Origin of the sequence: Mycobacterium sp. UM_WGJ (genome assembly GCF_000455125.1) — a bacterium.
In the GTDB taxonomy this organism is placed as follows: Bacteria; Actinomycetota; Actinomycetes; order Mycobacteriales; family Mycobacteriaceae; genus Mycobacterium.
The window spans coordinates 19802-37373 of the sequence record NZ_AUWR01000040.1 but is presented as its reverse complement, the minus strand read 5'-3'; the positions used below and the strand labels follow the sequence as shown (position 1 = coordinate 37373).

18 protein-coding genes are annotated in these 17572 nt (G+C 69.1%); 7 read left to right on the top strand and 11 right to left on the bottom strand.

The features are described 5' to 3' along the window. Window position 1: 1 nt before the first annotated feature. Entirely contained in the window at window positions 2-796 is a 795-nt protein-coding gene (locus tag N416_RS0113240) for an S-methyl-5'-thioadenosine phosphorylase (RefSeq protein ID WP_155943369.1), read from the bottom strand. 15 nt (window positions 797-811) lie between these two features. Between N416_RS0113240 and N416_RS0113235 the strand changes: the two genes are divergently transcribed. Next, window positions 812-1690, top strand: a complete 879-nt coding sequence (locus N416_RS0113235; protein ID WP_024442586.1) for a 1,4-dihydroxy-2-naphthoate polyprenyltransferase — start codon at window positions 812-814, stop codon at window positions 1688-1690. A gap of 9 nt (window positions 1691-1699) precedes the next feature. Here N416_RS0113235 and N416_RS0113230 read toward each other — a convergent pair whose 3' ends face one another. After that, window positions 1700-2002 carry a DUF4229 domain-containing protein gene (locus N416_RS0113230; protein ID WP_036457923.1) on the bottom strand — a complete coding sequence of 101 codons (303 nt, stop codon included), beginning with the start codon at window positions 2000-2002 and terminating at the stop codon, window positions 1700-1702. Window positions 2003-2072: 70 nt separating this feature from the next. Between N416_RS0113230 and N416_RS23265 the strand changes: the two genes are divergently transcribed. Then, window positions 2073-2222 carry a hypothetical protein gene (locus N416_RS23265; RefSeq protein ID WP_125078879.1) on the top strand — a complete coding sequence of 50 codons (150 nt, stop codon included), beginning with the start codon at window positions 2073-2075 and terminating at the stop codon, window positions 2220-2222. A gap of 29 nt (window positions 2223-2251) precedes the next feature. On the opposite strand, the gene N416_RS0113220 is transcribed toward N416_RS23265, so the two are convergent. The 7 genes from N416_RS0113220 to hemL form a co-directional block, all read right to left on the bottom strand. Next, a complete protein-coding gene (locus N416_RS0113220; protein WP_081654563.1) occupies window positions 2252-3592 on the bottom strand; it encodes a MinD/ParA family protein in 1341 nt (446 codons plus the stop codon). Window positions 3593-3677: 85 nt separating this feature from the next. After that, window positions 3678-4655, bottom strand: a complete 978-nt coding sequence (ccsB, locus tag N416_RS0113215; RefSeq protein ID WP_024442583.1) for a c-type cytochrome biogenesis protein CcsB — start codon at window positions 4653-4655, stop codon at window positions 3678-3680. Further along, window positions 4656-6194 (bottom strand): cytochrome c biogenesis protein ResB, encoded by a 1539-nt coding sequence (locus N416_RS0113210; protein WP_051190261.1) that lies wholly within the window; start codon window positions 6192-6194, stop codon window positions 4656-4658. 125 nt (window positions 6195-6319) lie between these two features. Further along, window positions 6320-7099 carry a cytochrome c biogenesis CcdA family protein gene (locus N416_RS0113205; RefSeq protein ID WP_024442581.1) on the bottom strand — a complete coding sequence of 260 codons (780 nt, stop codon included), beginning with the start codon at window positions 7097-7099 and terminating at the stop codon, window positions 6320-6322. Further along, a complete protein-coding gene (locus N416_RS0113200; protein ID WP_024442580.1) occupies window positions 7096-7686 on the bottom strand; it encodes a TlpA disulfide reductase family protein in 591 nt (196 codons plus the stop codon). The genes N416_RS0113205 and N416_RS0113200 overlap by 4 nt, the downstream gene beginning before the upstream one ends. Before the next feature lie 2 nt (window positions 7687-7688). Then, complete coding sequence (locus tag N416_RS0113195; RefSeq protein ID WP_024442579.1) at window positions 7689-8297, bottom strand: histidine phosphatase family protein; 609 nt, start codon at window positions 8295-8297, stop codon at window positions 7689-7691. Next, on the bottom strand, window positions 8297-9625 hold the full coding sequence (gene hemL, locus N416_RS0113190; RefSeq protein ID WP_024442578.1) for a glutamate-1-semialdehyde 2,1-aminomutase: 1329 nt from the start codon (window positions 9623-9625) through the stop codon (window positions 8297-8299). The genes N416_RS0113195 and hemL overlap by 1 nt, the downstream gene beginning before the upstream one ends. A gap of 92 nt (window positions 9626-9717) precedes the next feature. On the opposite strand from hemL, the gene N416_RS0113185 reads away from it, so the two are divergent. From N416_RS0113185 to N416_RS0113170, 4 genes are all read left to right on the top strand, one after another. Beyond that, window positions 9718-10101, top strand: coding sequence for a nitroreductase family deazaflavin-dependent oxidoreductase (locus N416_RS0113185; RefSeq protein WP_024442577.1), 384 nt, complete (start codon window positions 9718-9720; stop codon window positions 10099-10101). A gap of 2 nt (window positions 10102-10103) precedes the next feature. Continuing rightward, window positions 10104-10484, top strand: coding sequence for a nitroreductase family deazaflavin-dependent oxidoreductase (locus tag N416_RS0113180; RefSeq protein ID WP_024442576.1), 381 nt, complete (start codon window positions 10104-10106; stop codon window positions 10482-10484). Between the two features lie 5 nt (window positions 10485-10489). Then, window positions 10490-11692: a JmjC domain-containing protein gene (locus N416_RS0113175; RefSeq protein WP_024442575.1), complete on the top strand. Its 1203-nt coding sequence runs from the start codon at window positions 10490-10492 to the stop codon at window positions 11690-11692. Between the two features lie 135 nt (window positions 11693-11827). Next, window positions 11828-13276, top strand: coding sequence for a PPE family protein (locus N416_RS0113170; protein WP_024442574.1), 1449 nt, complete (start codon window positions 11828-11830; stop codon window positions 13274-13276). Window positions 13277-13312: 36 nt separating this feature from the next. Here the strand turns inward: N416_RS0113170 and N416_RS24265 are convergent, their stop codons facing one another. Beyond that, window positions 13313-14866 carry a PGRS repeat-containing protein gene (locus N416_RS24265; RefSeq protein ID WP_024442573.1) on the bottom strand — a complete coding sequence of 518 codons (1554 nt, stop codon included), beginning with the start codon at window positions 14864-14866 and terminating at the stop codon, window positions 13313-13315. A 118-nt stretch (window positions 14867-14984) separates the two neighbouring features. After that, window positions 14985-16358, bottom strand: coding sequence for a PPE domain-containing protein (locus N416_RS0113160; protein WP_024442572.1), 1374 nt, complete (start codon window positions 16356-16358; stop codon window positions 14985-14987). A gap of 169 nt (window positions 16359-16527) precedes the next feature. Here N416_RS0113160 and N416_RS0113155 point away from each other — a divergent pair, with 169 nt between their 5' ends. Continuing rightward, window positions 16528-17571, top strand: a complete 1044-nt coding sequence (locus N416_RS0113155) for an FtsX-like permease family protein (RefSeq protein WP_024442571.1) — start codon at window positions 16528-16530, stop codon at window positions 17569-17571. The last annotated feature ends 1 nt before the right edge of the window (window position 17572 follow it).

Here is a 17572-nt window from a genome sequence, read left to right as displayed (position 1 = left end):
TTCAGGGCAGCTCGAAGGGCAACTGAATGCCTTCGTGCGCCAAGCAGTGCGTGCAGGTCCGCTCTTGGCCCATCTGCTCGATGGCTTGGTGCACCAGCCTTTTGAATGGCTCGATGTTCTTCTGGAACTCCGCGAATACATCGACAGCCTTCACGCCACTGCCGACGTCGACACCTGCATCCAAATCGGTGACTAAAGCTACTGCGGCATAACACATTTCCAGTTCACGAGCCAAAACCGACTCGGGATATCCGGTCATGTTGATCAGCCGGAATCCGGCTGCGGCGAACCATTGGCTTTCGGCGCGAGTGGAGAATCGCGGCCCCTGAATCACCACCATCGTCGCGCCGTCGACCACGTCGGGCAGGCCGGTGACCGCGGTCCGCAGCGTCGGGCAGTACGGGTCGGCGAACTCGACGTGCACACCGCCGTCGTCGAAGTAGGTGTCGGCGCGGCCCCAGGTGCGATCGACCAGCTGATCGGGCACCACCACCGAACCTGGGGGCAGTTCCGGCGTCAGGCTGCCGACCGCGCACGGCGCAAGGATCCGCCGCACTCCCAGCGTCCGCAACGCCCACATGTTCGCCCGATAGGGCACCGTGTGGGCCGAATACTCGTGGGCGGCCCCGTGCCGCGGCAGAAAGGCCACTTCGTGCCCGCCGACGGCACCGATGGTGATCTCCGCACTGGGCGCCCCGTAGGGGGTGTCGCAACTGATGCGACGCGCGTCCCCGCCGAAGAACGAGTAGAAACCGCTACCGCCGATCACGCCGAGCAAGTTCTGCTCCTCCCGCATGCAAGGATCGTGCCCATGTCTGCAAAGGCCAGCTTCGCACAGTGGATCGAGGGTGCTCGTCCCCGCACCCTGCCCAACGCGATCGCTCCGGTGATCGCCGGAACCGGCGCGGCAGCATGGCTGGGCGCCGCGGTGTGGTGGAAGGCGCTGCTGGCGCTGACCGTCGCATTGGCGCTGATCATCGGGGTCAACTACGCCAACGACTACTCCGACGGCATCCGCGGCACCGACGACGACCGCACCGGCCCGCTGCGTCTGGTGGGCGCCGGGCTGGCGAGCCCGCGCGCGGTGCTGACGGCCGCGCTCGCCGCCCTGTCGGTCGGAGCGCTCGCGGGTTTGGCCCTGGCCCTGGTCAGCGCGCCGTGGCTGCTGGTGGTGGGCGCGGCCTGCATCGCCGGGGCCTGGCTGTACACCGGCGGGTCGCGGCCGTACGGCTACGCCGGCTTCGGCGAGATCGCGGTGTTCGTGTTCTTCGGCCTGGTCGCGGTGCTGGGCACCCAGTACACCCAGGCCCTGCGGGTGGATTGGGTCGGCGGCGCGCTGGCGGTGGGCGTCGGCGCCCTGTCGTCGGCGGTGCTGGTGGCCAACAATCTGCGCGACATCGCCACCGACAAACCGGCCGGCAAGATCACCCTCGCGGTCCGGCTGGGCGACGGAAGCACGCGGATCCTCTACGCGCTGCTGCTGACGTTGACCGGTCTGATGACGCTGGCCCTGATGCGGGCCACCCCGTGGTGCGCGGTCGGGTTCATCGCCACGCCGCTGGCGCTGCGGGCGCTGACCCCCGTGCGCTCCGGGCAGAGCGGGGCCGCGTTGATTCCGGTGCTGCGCGACACCGGGCTGACCATGCTGGTGTGGTCGATCGCGGAGGCCTTGGCGCTGACGCTGCGCTGAGGGCGGCGGTTACTCCCCGCGCAGCCGCGCCTGCAATTGCTCCCGTTCCCGGCGGCGACGTTCGCCGGCCACGGTCAAGCTCTCGGTCGCGCGCTTACGCAGCGGCGTGAAGAGCCACATCCCCAACGGCAGCGCGACGATCAGCGCGAGCATCGCCGCGATGATCGGCGGAAAATCGCTGAGCCCGAGCAGCCGGCCCACTCCGTAGATCGCCGCCGTCAGCGCGACCACCAGCGCGAGCCGCGCCGCCGTGTACACCGCCACATCGACTACCGCACGACCCACGGGGGCCCGACCTGTCGCCACGGTCATCAAGCCTACTGGCGGGACGGACCGGCGCGAACGGCACTAACGGTATATTCGGCGCCAGGAGGTGTCGCGAGTGCTCTACCTGCTCCTCGTCCTGACCCTAGGGACCCTGATCTACCTCGGTCTGCGCGCCAGCCGCGCGCGGCCGAAGACGCGCGTGATCGGGCCGGACGACGATCCGGATTTCCTCTGGCGGATCAGCCACGGCGACAACCAGCCCTAAGCTGCCCCACCTTCGAGTCAGCCCCCGATCTAGACGAAGTGCTGGTTGAACCGATCGTCGCCGGGGAACGCCTCGGCAACCACCGCAGCCAGCTCGACGAGCGCCTCGCGGGTCTCTCGCTTCAGCCGCATCAGATCGATCTCCGCGCCTTCTTCCAGGTGCGGGTCGAACGGCACCAACCGCACGGCGCGGCAGCGCCGGGAAAAGTGATCGACCACCTTCTGCATGTCGACCTTGCCCGAGCGTGGCCGCACCGCGTTGATCACCGCGATCGAGTTGCGCACCAGGTCTTCATGACCGTGCGCGTCGAGCCAGTCCAGCGTCGCCGAGGCGCTGCGGGCGCCATCAACTGAGCCCGAACTCACCACGATCATGGTGTCGGCCTTGGCGAGCACCGCCGACATGGCGGAGTGCATCAGACCGGTGCCGCAGTCGGTGAGGACCAGGCTGTAGAACCGCTCCAACACCTGCAGTGTGCTGGCGTAGTCCTCGGCGCTGAACGCCTCCGAGACCGCCGGGTCGCTGTCGGAGGCGAGCACCTCCAAGCGACTGGGGCCCTGGTTGGTGTAGCTGCGGACATCGCTGTAGCGCTGGATGCCGTCAGCGTCGCGCAGCAGGTGCCGCACCGTCGCCGAGGTCTCCATCGGCACCTTCTGGTTCAGCGTGCCGCGGTCGGGGTTGGCGTCCACGGCGACCACCCGGTCACCTCGGATCGAGGCGAATGTGGCCCCCAGGGTCGCGGTGATGGTGGTCTTGCCGACCCCGCCCTTCAGCGACAGCACCGCGATCCGGTGGCAGCCCTGCAGCGGCCGGTTCACCTGGACCACCAAGTCGTTGAAGCGGATGGTCCGCGGGCTCTCGCCGACGTTGATCAGCTGGCCGGACAGCACGTAGAGCAGGCGGCGCCAGCCCGACGTCGGTGGCGGCTTGACCTGTCGCAACAACGAGGTGGTGGACAGGTCCGAGAACGGGGCGATGGGCTCGGTGGCGCGATACGGCGGCTGCCCGGCACCACCGCCGGCGTTGCCGCCGAAGTAGACCGGCGCCGGGTTCTCCATCGGCTGCGGAACCCAGGTGGTCGATGTGCCCGGGTTCCACGACTGCTGCGCAGACGAGGTTTCCGCGGGCGCCGGCGGCCACGGGTCGACCGGTTCGGAGAACCGGCGCTCGGTGCGGAAACCTCCGAAGGAGCGGGTCTCCTCGCCTCCGGGCCGCTGGTTGAACGACCCGGAGGCCCCGGACGCCGCAGCATCCGCGGGGCCATCAGCCGCCTCGCTGACGTGCTGGAGCGGCCGGAACTGGGTGGTCGGATGATCCGTCACGTCATGGCTCGCAGTGACATCACCGGGTGCATGGTCGGACACTTCTATCTCCCCTGTCACACTGGTTAGGACGTCAATGGACGTCGGTAACCGCAGGGTAGCGCAGCTGTCATAAAGGAATCTGTCAGCTGGATTAGCCGACTCCGGCATACGAGTGCAGACCGACGGTCACCAAGTTGACGAAAAACAGATTGAAAATCATCGCCGCGAACCCCACCACGTTGATCCACGCCGCCTTGTAGTCACGCCACCCGGCCGTCGACCTGGCATGGAGATAGGCGGCGTAGACGACCCAGGCGATGAACGACACCGTCTCTTTGGGGTCCCAGCCCCAGTAGCGGCCCCATGCTCCCTCGGCCCAGATCGCGCCGAAGATCACACCGAAACCGAACACCGGGAAAGCGAAGATCGTCGTGCGGTAGGCGATGCGGTCCAGGGTCTGCGCATCGGGCAGCCGGCGCACCATACGCGCCAGGGCCCCCGGGGCGTCGGGGTCACTCAGGTGCGACGAGCGGATCAGAAACAGGATGCTGGCCACTCCGGCCACCAAGAACACCCCCGAGCCGATGCTGACCACCGATACGTGGATCGGCAGCCAGTAGGACTGCAGCGCGGGCATCACCGGCGCTGCCGTGGCGTAGAGCCAGCGCCCGGAGACCGTCAGCAGGATCAGCACCGGCAGCAGCACGAACACCCACAGACTGCGGTGCTGTGGCCGGCGCAGCGCGACGGCGGCAGCCGCCAGCCCCGAGAAGCAGGTCAGGTTGATGAACTCATACATGTTGCCCCACGGCGGGCGCAGCGTGGCCGCGCCGCGGAACACGATGCAGGCCAGCAGCAGAGCGATGCCCAGATAGACCAGCGCCAGGCCGGCGCGGCCCACCCGCTCGCCCAGGGGGCGCCGCTGCACCGGGGCCACCACCCCCGGGGTGGCACTGTCGGCGCGCACACCGCCGGCCGACACCAGCTCGGCCTCGGCGGAGCTGCGGGCACGGCCGGAGGCCAGCTCGACGGCCAGCAGCAGCAGCGCGATGACCAGCACAATCATTGCCGAGGTGAAAGCCCAGTCGGAGTAGCGCGCCAGTCCGATGTCGATATGACTCGTGTTCACCTACGTCTCCTTGCCGAAGAGCTTCGTGCTCAAGCGCTCGAACTCGTCACCCCAGCCGGAGTTGTCGGTGCGGGCCAGCCCGCCGAGCTCGACGTTCACCGTACCGGCCTGCCCCACCGCCTCCGCTGGCGTGAGCCGAATCCAGATCCGACGGCGGCGCACCACCAGCGACACCACCAGCCCCGCCATCATCGTCATCGCGAACACCAGCACCCAGATCTCAGCCGGGTCGTGCGACACCTGGATGTTGACAAACGGCACCGCACCGTCGAATCGCACCCTCGTGCCGTCATCGAGGCGGATCTGTTCACCGGCCTTCAGGTTGGACCGGGCCACCTTGGTCAGCCGGCCCTGGTCGATCAACCGGGAATCCAGCGTGAACAGGCTCTGCGGCCGGCCGGTGTCGAGCCCGGTATCGCCGCGATAGACGTCGATCGCCACCGCGGGGTCGTTCATCGCGGGGAATGCCGACGAGAGCAGCCGGTCGTCGAGCTGTTCGGTCGGAGCGAACAGGCCCTGGATGCCGATCTGGTGCTTGCGGCGCTCGGCGGCGTCGGGATAGACCCCGGCCGGCGGGTCGATGCGGATCGCGCCCGACGACAGCAGGGTCAGCGGGTTGTCCGGGCGGAACTGCACCGTCTGGGTGCGGGTCTGGCCGTCCGGGAAGATCACGGTGAAGGTGGGGGCGTAGCCGTGGCCCTGCAGGTAGGCCCGCACGCCCCCGACCCGCAGCGGATGGTTGACCTCCAGCAGGTAGGGCCGCCACTCATCGGTGCGCAGGTCCTCGCCGGCCTGGTAGTCGATATGCGCGGTGAAAGAGGTCGCCAGACCGGAGGCCAGGTAGTCGGCGGTGAAGTCGTTGACCCGCACGCACAGCGGGTGCAGCTTGGTTCCGTCGACGGTGGCGCCCGCCCGGAACGAGTCGAACGCGGCCGGCGACGCCGAGCAGAATCCGGGTCCGCCGTCGGCGATGACCATCACGTTGCCCTCGTAGCCGAACATGCGGCCCAGGGCGACGGCGGCCAGCAGCCCCAGCAGCGCGAAATGGAAGGTCAGATTGCCGAATTCGCGCAGGTAGCCCTTCTCCGCCGAGATCTCCATGCCCCCGGCGGTGCCTTCCGGTGGCGACTCGCTGCGCCCGTCCGAGGAACGGATGATCCGACGCCAGCCGCGCAACTCTGCGGCCATCCGGGCACCGAGCTCGTCGACGTCACCGGCCAGCTGCGTCGTGGCGTGTTTGGGCAGCCGAGACAGGTTGCGCGGTGCGGCGACCGGGCTGGCGCGCAGGTTGCGCAGATGCTCAAAGGTCCGCGGGGTCAGGCAGCCGATCAGCGACACGCACAGCAGCACGTAGATGGCGGTGAACCAGAAGCTGGAGAAGACGTCGAATGCCTCCAGCCGGTTCAGCCAGGGACCCAGTTTCGGATGCAGCGCCAGGTATTCGTCGACTTTGGCGGCGTTGAGGCTGCGTTGCGGCAGCAATGCCCCGGGAATGGCGGCCAATGCGAGCAGCACCAGCAGCACCAGCGCGGTGCCCATCGACGTCAGCGCCCGCCAGGTGTTGCGGACCTTGCCGGCGAGCAGACGCAACGTCCCCCTCAAACGCGCTGATGTGGGGGCCTTCGCGTCTGCTCGTGGTGGGGACGGTGGAGAGGTGGTGGTCATCAGATCGGCAGCCTGACATCAGAGACCAGACCGTCGCGAATCGCGGCCACGAAGTGGTCCCACACCCCGGTCACCAGAGCGAGCCCGACCGCGATCAGCAACACCCCGCCCAGGACCTGGATCGCCCGGGTGTGCCGGCGCAGCCAACCCAGCCCGGCCACCGCGCTGGCCGACCCGAAGGCCAGCGCCACGAACGGAATGCCCAAGCCCAGGCAGTAGGCGATCACCAGCACCACGCCCCGGGCCACCCCGGCACCGTCGGTGGTCGAGGCGACTGCGATGACCCCGGTCAGGGTCGGTCCCAGGCACGGCGTCCAACCCAGCGCGAACACCGCGCCCAGCAGCGGTGCGCCGAGCACGGTGGACAGCTGCTGGGGGGAGAAGCGGACTTGGCGCTGCAGTGCGGGAACGAACCCGATGAACACCAATCCCATCAGAATCGTCACCGCGCCGCCGACCCGTTGCAGCAGTACCTGGTTGGTGATCAACGTGGTGGTCATACCCAGCACGGCCACCGAGCCCAGCAGGAACACCGCGGTGAACCCGGCAACGAACAGCGCCGCCGACCCGGCGACACGCCACCGCGCGCCGGGCGGGGGTTTGCGGGTGTCGGGGTCAGGCCGTTCGTCGACACCCACCACTGCTGCCAGGTAGGACAGATAGCCCGGCACCAGCGGCACCACACACGGCGAGGCGAACGACACCAGTCCGGCCAAGGTCGAGACGGCGACGGCCAACAGCAGCGGACCGGTGGTGGCGGTGGCGGTGAAGCCGCTCACGACGCCGCCTCGGCAGCCAGCCGCTGCACAACCGGCTGCAGGTCTTCGGCCAGTACTTCGCGCAGGAACACCGCCGCGACCCGATGCTGCCGATCGAGCACCATGGTTGCCGGGATCACCGACGAGGGATAGCGACCGCCGAACGCGATCATGGTGCGCATCGCCGGGTCGTAGATCGAGGGATAGGTGATCCGACGGTCGGCGATGAAGTCGCGGGAGGCCTGCGGCTCGGGATCGCGGACGTCGATGCCCAAGAACGCCACACCCTGGGCCCGGGTGTCGTCGTAAACCTTTTGCAGTTGGCTGATTTCGGTACGGCAGGGCCCGCACCACTGGCCCCACACGTTGACGACGACGACCTTGCCACCGAAGTCGTCGACGCCGATGGTGCGCGACGGGTCCATCAGGTCGGGCCCGGAGATCGGGCCGGGCCGGCCGCGGGCCTCGGGGGGATCGTAGAAGATGTCGGTCTTGCCGCCGGGCGAGACGAACTCGAAGGTGCCGCCGTGGGTGACGGCGTCGTCGCCGACCGAGCAGCCCGAGATCAGCGCGGCCAGCACTGCCCCGACGATCAGCACTGCCCGCATCGTCAGCCGCCGGCCGGAACCTGGTAATCGACGTCGACGAGACGGTCACCGTCGTAGATCAACGTGGTCACCGAACCCACACCGCATTCGCGCCGGCGTGGGTCGTGCCAGAGCCGGTTGCCGGTGAGGTGCTGGCGCGCAGTCCAGACCGGCAACTGGTGGCTGACGCACACCACCTCGCGGCCGGCGGCGCGCGCGCGGGCCTTGCTCACCGCGGCGGCCATCCGGGCCGCGATCTGGTCGTAGGGCTCGCCCCACGACGGGGTGAACGGGTTGCGCAGGTGCCACCAGAACCGCGGTTTGCGCCAGGCGCCGTCCCCGGGTGAAACCCGCTTGCCCTCAAAAAAGTTGGCCGACTCGATCAGGTTCTCGTCGGTGTCGATGGGCAGGTTGTGCCGGGCGGCGATCGGGGCGGCGGTCTCCTGGGCACGCTGTAGCGGCGAGGCGATCACCGCGACGATGTCGCGGCCGGCCAGCAGGTCGGCGGCGGCGACCGCCTGCGCGCGACCGGTGTCGGAGAGCCGGAATCCCGGCAGCCGGCCGTACAGAATGCCGTCGGGGTTGTGGACCTCGCCGTGGCGGATCAAGTGGACGCGGGTTTCTTCTGCCATCAGGTTTTCGGCTCTCCGGTGGTGGCGGCGGCACGTGCCGCGGCAGGTAGCGCCGCGGCGATCTGGTCGAAAGCCTCGTCGGTGAGGGCGGCCGAGACGAACCAGGCCTCGAAGGCACTGCAGGGCAGGTAGACCCCGGCCTCCAGCAGGGCGTGGAAGAACGCCGGGAAGCGCCAGGTCGCACTCGCGCGGGCGGCAGCGAAGTCGGTGACGGGCTCGTCGGCGAAGAACACGCTGAACATGTTTCCGGCTCGCGGAATCTGGTGCGGCACACCGGCCTCGGTCAGCGCTTCGGCCAGCATCGCGGTCAGCCGGTCGGCATTCTTGTCCAGTGCGGCGTAGACGTCGTCGTCGGCGGCTCGCAGCGTAGCCAGGCCGGCAGCGGTGGCCACCGGATTCCCCGACAGCGTGCCGGCTTGGTAGACCGGCCCCAGCGGCGCGAGTCGGTCCATCACCTCGGCACGGCCGCCGAACGCCGCGGCCGGCAGCCCCCCGCTGATCACCTTGCCGAAGGTGAACAGGTCGGCAGGGACGGGATCGATACCACCTTCTCCACACCAGCCGCTTCTGCTCACCCGGAAACCGGTCATCACCTCGTCGACGATCAGCAGCGCCCCGTGCTCGGCGGTGATCGTGCGCAGTTCGGCGTTGAAGCCCGGAACCGGCGGCACCACCCCCATGTTGCCGGGGCTGGCCTCGGTGATGACGGCGGCGATCTGGTCGCCGAACTCGGCGAATGCCTTACGGACGGCGTTGATGTCGTTGTAGGGCAGCACGATCGTGTCGGCCGCGGTGGCGCCGGTGACCCCGGGCGACGACGGCAGCGCCAAGGTGGCCACCCCGGAGCCGGCGTCGGCGAGCAAGGCGTCCACGTGGCCGTGATAGCAGCCGGAGAACTTGATGACCTTGGCTCGGCCGGTGAAGCCGCGTGCCAGCCGCAACGCGCTCATGGTGGCTTCGGTGCCGGAGTTGACCAGCCGGACCTTGTCCACGGTCGGCACCCGGGCGATGATCTCGGTCACCAGATCGGTCTCACCGCGGGTCGGCGCCCCGAATGACAGGCCGGTCCCCACGGCGTCGCGGACCGCTTCGACCACCGCGGGGTGGGCGTGGCCCAGGATCATCGGCCCCCAGGAGCAGACCAGGTCCACATAGCGGTTGCCGTCGGCGTCGGTGAGCCAGCAGCCTTGCGCCTCGGCGATGAAACGGGGGGTGCCGCCCACCGCCGCGAAAGCCCTGACCGGTGAGTTGACGCCGCCGGGGATCACCGCGCAGGCCTCGGAGAACAACCGCTCCGATACCGCCGTGGCTCGATCCGCATTACCCACGGCGACCAGTGTCCCAGCTCGCGCGACATCACTCGACTACAGGGTGTAGTTGAGGGTTGAAGTGAGTGGGCGGCCGGAGTTGGATGGCAGTCATGCAACTACCCCAGCGGCTGGCCCGGTTCAACCGGCATGTCACCAACCCGATCCAGCGAATGTGGGCAGGCTGGGCGCCGACGTTCGGGATCCTCGAGCACGTCGGACGGCGCTCCGGCAAGCCCTATCGGACCCCGCTGACCGTGTTCAGCACCAATGATGGCGTGGCCATCCTGCTCACCTACGGCCCGGACCGGGACTGGCTGAAGAACATCACCGCCGCCGGCGGTGGCACGATGCGCCGGCATGGCAAGACCATCGGTGTCACCGAACCGCGGGTGGTCAGCAAGGCCGAAGCAGCCGAGCACGTGAACCCGCGTACCCGCAGGGTCTTCGCCAGGCTGCCGTTCGAGCAGGCGGTGCTGCTCACCAGGCAGGGTTAGCGGTGCAGTTCTCTGAGAGACGCGCTCGGTTCAACCGGGTCGTGACGAACCCGCTGTTTCGCCCGATCTGCGGATGGGTGCCGCTGTGGTCGATCGTCGAGCACACCGGCCGGCGCTCCGGCGCGACATACCGCACCCCGGTCTCGATGTTCCACACCACCGACGGCGTCGCGGTGCTGCTTCCGTACGGAACCGAGCGTGACTGGGTGAAGAATCTGCAGGCCGCCGACGGCGGGCGGGTCAAGGTCGCCGGGAAGACGTTCGCTGTCACGAACCCGCAGGTGGTGGCTACCGAGGACGCAGTGGGTCTGCTGAAAGCGCCGTGGCGCCAGCTGCTCGGACGCGCCGGGGTGCCGCACACCTTGTTGCTGACCCGCGCTTGAGGCCGGTGTCGGGCTTCGAAGTTCCGCAGCTCCCGGAAGCCCCGCTCGCCTGGCTGCTGGCGCCGGTGACGGTGCACACCTTCCTCGACGAGCTGTGGGGAGCCGCCCCGCACCACATCGCCCGGGGCCGCACCGACTACTTCGACCGCCTGCTGGCCGGCCCGTCGGCGCTCGAGCAGCTGCTCACGGCACTGGTCACCGAGCCGTCCGCGGTGCGCCTGGTGCGCGGCGCCGATCACCTGGAGCCCGAGCAGTACACGCTGCCCGACGGCACCCTCGATGTGGCGCGGGTGCGCGCCGCGACCGGCAGCGGCTACACGATCATCTGCAACAACATCGAGAAATACCTGCGCACGATGTCGACGCTGACCCACGGCGTCGAGGTCGAGCTGAACTTTCCGACCCACGTCAACGCCTACGTCACCCCGCCGGCCGCCACCGGCTTCCTACCGCACTACGACCACCACGACGTGCTGGTGTTGCAGATCCACGGCAGCAAGACCTGGTATCTCTACGGCGACGATCCGGTGCCACCACACCTGATGCAACAGCTGTACGAGGTTGACCCGGCTGGTCTTCCCGAGCCGACGAGTCTGCACCTGGACGCTGGGGACACCCTCTACCTGCCGCGAGGCCGAGTGCATTCCGCCGAGACCGGAGGCGAACCGTCGGTGCACCTGACCGTCGGCATCCACGTCCCGACGGTGCTCACGCTGCTGACCCACGCCCTGCACCAGCTGAGTCTGCGCGACGACGTGGTGCACACCCGATTGCCCGCACGGCACCTCGATGACCCGCACGTGCGGGCAAGCCTGAGCGCACTGATCCATGCCGGCCTGTCCGCCGTGGAAACCTCCGACTCCCTCACGGAAGGCCTTGGCGCCATGCAGGATTTCCTGCTGCGGCGTGCCCGCTGTCCGGTCGTCGGACAGGTCGCCGACACCGTCGGGCTCGACACCGACACCTGGGTGCGCAAGCAGCAACCGCTGTACGCCCGAGTGACCACGACGGCCGACGGGGTCGGCCTGCAGTTCGCCCAGCTGATCGTCAGCGCCCGACCGGACCACGAGGCCGCGATGCGATTCGTCTGCGACGGCACCGAGCCGTTCCGGGTCGGCGAGCTGCCCGGACTGGCCGCCGCGCAACAGATCGAGCTGGCCCGCAGTCTGATCATGAGCGGCTTTCTGGTGCGTCCCGCCGCCCGATAAACCCGCCGAGGTACATGGCGTTCCATAACTGCGGACTAATCCACACTCTGAATCCGCATTCCGAGGAACTTTCCAGGGAAACGTCACGATTTGAGGTTTACGATTCGTCTATTCACCACCCCGTGAAAGGCGGCAATGACCGAGCCCATCTGGATGGCATCACCCCCCGAGGTGCACTCAGCCCTGCTGAGTAGCGGCCCGGGCGCGGGCTCATTGCTGGCCGCAGCGGCGATGTGGGCCGACTTGAGCACGGAATACACCGAAGTGGCACAGGAACTTTCGGCCATGCTTTCGGCCGTGCAGGCGGGATCATGGCAGGGTCCGAGTGCGGAATCCTATGTGGCCGCGAACGTTCCGTATCTATCCTGGCTGACGAAAGCCGGCGCGGACAGCATGACGCTGGCGGCTCAGCACCAGGCCGCCGCCACCGCCTACACCTCCGCGCTGGCGGCCATGCCCACACTGGCCGAGCTGGCCGCCAACCACACCCTGCACACCATGCTGGTGGCGACGAACTTCTTTGGGATCAACGCGATTCCGATCGCCCTCAACGAGGCCGACTACACCCGGATGTGGATCCAGGCGGCCACCACGATGTCCACGTATCAGGTGGTGGCCGGCGCCGCGGTGGCGTCGTCTCCGGCAGCGTCGACCGCGCCGACGGTGCTCAATCCCAACCCCCCGCAACATCGCGACCACCAGCATCGGACCGGCCAGGCGCCCACCCAGGACTTCGGCAATATCTACCAGGAGAGCTGGTGGACCACCCGCATCGCCGAGATCAACGAGGCCATCCAGGCCGACCTGTCCAGCAACAATCCCCTCACCAGCCTGATCAGCGATCCGGTGCTGATGACGATCGCCCCGCACTACGCGGGTGAGATCGTGCTCGGGATGGCACCGACGGTCACGGCGCTGACCGAGACCATGCTCGGCTTGGTCGCACCCGCGTCGCCGCTGGTCGGCCTCGTCGGAGCCGCCGGGCTGGCGGGCATCAACGCCCCCACCGCACCGGCGCCGCCCGCCCTGAACCCGCAACAGCCGGTGCCCGCGGCCACCGCTGCGCCACCGGCGCTGCCGGCCCCGCCGGCTCCCGCTCCGGCAGCTCCCCCGGCTATGGCCCCGCCGGCGCTGGCCCCGGCCGCCACCGTTACCGGTGGCGCCCCGCCACTTCCGCCGCCGTTCACCGGCACCGAGGCAGCAGCATTCGTCCCCTACCTCGTGGGCGCCGGCCCGGCCAGCGGGGCGCGAATGAAAACGCGCGCGAGCACGCCCACGCAGGTTCAGCGCCGCCATGCGGCCGAGACGGGGGCAACCAGCACCACTCCCGCGAGCCAACCCCGCCGCCGCCGGCAGCGCAAAGCCCTGACCGATCCCGGCAACCGTTATGAGTACCTCGACTCAGCAGCCGCTCTGGCCGCACAACACGGCGCGGGACAGATGGGATTACCGGGAGCAATGCGCCATGGAAACGATTCCGCGGCAACCGGTTTGATCACCGTGACCGAGAGCGCCGCGGGTCCCAGCATGCCGATGCTGCCACACACCTGGGAGGCTCCCGAAGCACGCGATCAGCTCAGCTGAGTCCGGGCGCGCACGGTCCTCCAGGGCCAATATCGGCTAGCCGAAGGAGTCACCGGGACTGCCCGGTTGGCCGGCAGCACCATTCGGATCGCCGGCGCCGCCACTACCAGCTTTGCCGCCCGCGCCACCCGGGACACCTTGCCCCCCGTCGCCGCCACTGCCTCCCGGGCCACCCGGCCCAACCGATCCGCTCCCGACCGCAGCCCCTCCGGCGCCCCCGGAGCCCCCGTCGCCACCGGCCGCCGCGGCGTTTCCGTCTCCGGCATTGCCACCGTTTCCGCCCTTACCGCCGGCTCCGCCATCGGGGTGAGCGGCCGTTCCGGCGCCGCCGGCGCCACCGGTGCCGCCCTTGCCGCCTCCGCCTGCTTCACCGCCGTTGGGATGGCCGAGCATGCCGTCACCGCCATCGCCGCCGGCACCGCCATTGCCTGCGATGGCGGTGGCCGATCCGGCCGCGCCACCGTTGCCGCCGGCACCGCCGGCGCGAGCGTGGCTCGGGTTGCCGCCGTAGCCACCGGAACCACTGTCGCCGCCGCGGCCGCCGTTGCCGCCGTTGCCGTCGGAAGACCCGGCCAGGCCGTCTCCTCCGTTGCCGCCGGGAGCGCTGAAGCCGCCTGGTCCCGCATTGCCCATGAACACCAGGTTGCCGGCGTTTCCAGAGGCCCCGCCGTCGCCGCCGTTACCGCCGCTCGGATGTTCGGCGGTGCCGTCGCCGCCGTTGCCGCCGTAGCCTCCGGAGCCGCCGGGGCCACCGAAGCCGGCCACCGCGTTTCCGCCATCACCCGCGGCGCCGCCGTTACCGCCGTCACCGCCGTTGTTGCCCCAACCGCCGTCACCGCCGTCACCACCACGCCCGCCCGCGCCGAATAGCGAGATGGCGTCGCCCCCGAGCCCGCCGGCGCCACCGTTGCCGGCGGTACCCGAGATGCTGTCCAATCCATCACCGCCCCAACCGCCGTCACCGCCGTTGCCCATCAGCCAGCCGCCGATCCCGCCGACACCGCCGTCGGCACTGGCTCCACCGTCGCCGCCCCAGCCGCCGTTGCCGAGCATCTTCGCGTCGCCGCCGTCCCCACCACTGACGCCGAGTTCGGTGTCTTCGGAGGCGCCCGGGTTGTAACCGTTGCCACCGTCACCGAACAACCAGCCGCCGTCGCCACCGTCCGGGTGATCCACCGTGCCGTTGACGCCATTGCAGATCAAGCCGCACGCGCCGTCAAAAGCGAAGAGCGGGTTGATGATCGGATCCAACAGCACGCCTGGTCCTTGAATCCACAGCTCGCCGAGGTCATGAACGGTCGCGTAGAGCTGGTTCTGGAACAGTCCGGCGAAGACGACCTCCACCACCGATGCCCAGGTGTAGATGTCGTTGCCCACCAGCTGCGAAAGATCCAGCGCCTCAGTGGCATCGAGCGGACCGGGCGGCGCGGAGGCAGCCAGATCCGCTGCGTCGAAGAGCTGATCGAACCCGAACAGGTCGTCGAAATCGGCGTGTGCGGGCGCCGTGGGCGCCACCACCAGCGCCAGGCAGGCGCCCGCGAGGGTATGGCGGTTCCTGCCCAGACGCCCCTTACTGCCCCGATCGACCATTTCCCGACCCCCGACCTCACCCCTGAGCAACTACTGAGTAGCCGGAGCTTAGCGATCGAGGCATGGATCCACAAGGGCGGAACTTGAGAGGAAAATCAGCCGCAAATACGGAACACGCTCACCGGCCCAACAGGCGCATCTTCTGTTCGTTGTACTCGTCGTTGGTGATCAACCCACGGTCTCGCAGCTCGGCGAATTCGCGGATCTCGGCGGCGATACCCATAATCGACGGCCCGGGGGCGCCCTCGGTGTCGCCGGCCGGCGAATCAGCCACCGCGTCGGCCGCCGCACGCTGCGGCATCTGCACTCTCGCAGACGATTCCGCATCAGCGCCCCCGCGGCCGCGGCTGACCGAGCCGGCCAAGGCGCTGCCCCCCATGCCCGCCAGCGCCATCTGGCTGAACGCGGTGCCGGCCGCGCCCAGCGATGCCGCCGGCGCACCGCCGAGGCCCGGTCCGGCCAGCGGTTTGGAGTAGGACAGGCTCCGAATCTCCGGCGCGTTGGCTGCCCAGTTGATCGGCACCGACAGGTTGCCCGCGGTGATCGCCTCGCCCATCGCCGCCGACATCGTTGACGCCCCGGGCACCATCGGCCGCGACGGGGTCAACGGGGAGAACAGGTCGATGTTGCGCAGGATCTCGTACTCCACCCGCTGCAACTGGTCCTGCTCGGCCAGAATCTCCCGGGTGCTGGCGTCCCCCGCCGCCCAGGCGCCGGCCGCCATGACCAGCCCCACCCCCGACACCGCGCTCACGCCCAGCAGGTCGGACAGGCTCGGCCAGGTGAGCAGGTCCTCGGGACCCTGCGCTATCCCGGGCAGCGTGGCGGCCGCCGTCTGCAGCAGGGAGTTGTTCTGCGACCCGAAGATCCCCGAGGCCAGCTGGCCCAGCAGGGACTGGACTTCCGACGACGACGAGCTGGCCTCGGAGGTCGCGACCGAGGCGGCCTGACTGGCCGGGCCGGCGGGATTGCTGGTCTGCGGCGGCTTCTGGAACGGCGCGAGCCCGGTGGCGGCCGCCGACCCCGCGGCGTAGGCATACATCGCAGCCGCATCCTGCGCCCACATCTCGCCGTATTCGGCCTCGTTGGCCGCGATCGCCGCGGTGTTGGTGCCCAAGACATTGGTAGCGATCAACAGCATCAGCTGAGCTCTGTTGGCCGCCACCACCGACGGCGGCACCGTCGCACTGTGCGCGGCCTCATAGGCTGCCGCCGCCGCGTTCGCCTGTGCGGTCGTGTGGTCGATCTGGGTCGCGGTGGCGCTCATCCAGGCCACGTACAGCGCGCCGGCCCGCGTCAGTGCCTCCGAGGCCGGCCCCAGCCAGGCCTGGGCCGTCAGTTCGGCTATCACCGATTCGTACGACGCGACCGCCGAATGCAGTTCGGCGGAGAGTCCACCCCAGGCGGCGGCCGCGGCGCGCATCGGAGCGGAACCCGGCCCGGTGTAGATCCGCAACGAGTTGATCTCCGGTGGCAGGGCAGCGTAATTCATCACCGATCCCCTCCCTGGGGCGTACACCGGGCGCATCAAAGCGGCGTGTGTGTATTTGTAGCCCAAAAGCTAGCGGTTGACCGGGCATTCCGGATTTGCGGAGGCCCTTCCGGCCTGCCGTCGAGACGGCGATCACAGCCGGACGCTGCGATAACATGCGCCCGTGCGGATGTTAATCACCGCTTTTCGCGATCTGCAGTGGCGCCTGCGCCGGTTCATCGTTGCCGCGGTGGGCACCGCGATGGTGTTCGCCCTGACCCTGGTGCTGGCCGGGCTGACCCACGGGTTCCGGGTCGAGGCGGAGCACGTCGTCGATTCGCTGAACATCGACGGCTACCTGATCCAGACGGCTGCGGTAGGACCGTTCATGGGTTCATCGCGCTTCCCGCAGGCCGAAGCCGGCGATGTTGCCCGAATTTCCGGCGTGGACGCCGCATTGCCGGTGGTCTACGGCAACACCATCCTGCAGGACGGTGAGGCACCGCTGAACGTGAACATCTACGGCGTGCCCAAGGCCGCGATGCCGCCACTGACCGAGGGGCGAGCTCCGACCGAACCCAATGAGATCGCGATGTCGACCACGCTCAAGCGCGCCGTCGGGGATGAGATCGAACTGGGCGCGGACAAGCTGCGGATCGTCGGCCTGGTGGAGAAGTCGACCACGTTGGCCGGACAACCCAATGGCTTCCTGACCGTGGCAGGCGCTCAACGTCTGATGTATTCGGGCCAGCCGGTGGTCTCCGCGATCGGCGTGCGGGGCACGCCCGCGCACGTGCCGAAGGGCTACCGGGTGGTGGACCGGACCGCCGCCGTCGACGACATGGTGCGCCCGCTGGCGGGCGCGCAGATGGCCCTGTCGTACATGTCGGTGCTGCTGTGGGGGGTCGCTGCGCTGATCGTGGGCTCCCTGATCTACCTGTCTGCGCTGGAACGCACCCGCGACTTCGCGGTGTTCAAGGCCCTCGGAGTCACCACCTGGATGGTGCTGGCCGGGCTAGCCCTGCAGGCGGTGGTCGTCGCGGTGGCCGCGGCGGTGCTCGGCGGCGTCTTGGCGGTATCGATTGGGCCGGCGTTTCCGATGCTGGTGGCGGTGACCGGGTCCTCGTTCGCCCTGCTGGTGTTGACCGCGGTGGGGATCGGCCTGCTGGCCAGCCTTGCGGGTCTGCGCCACGCCGTCGCGGTGGACCCGGTACTGGCGTTCGGAGGGCCGTAAC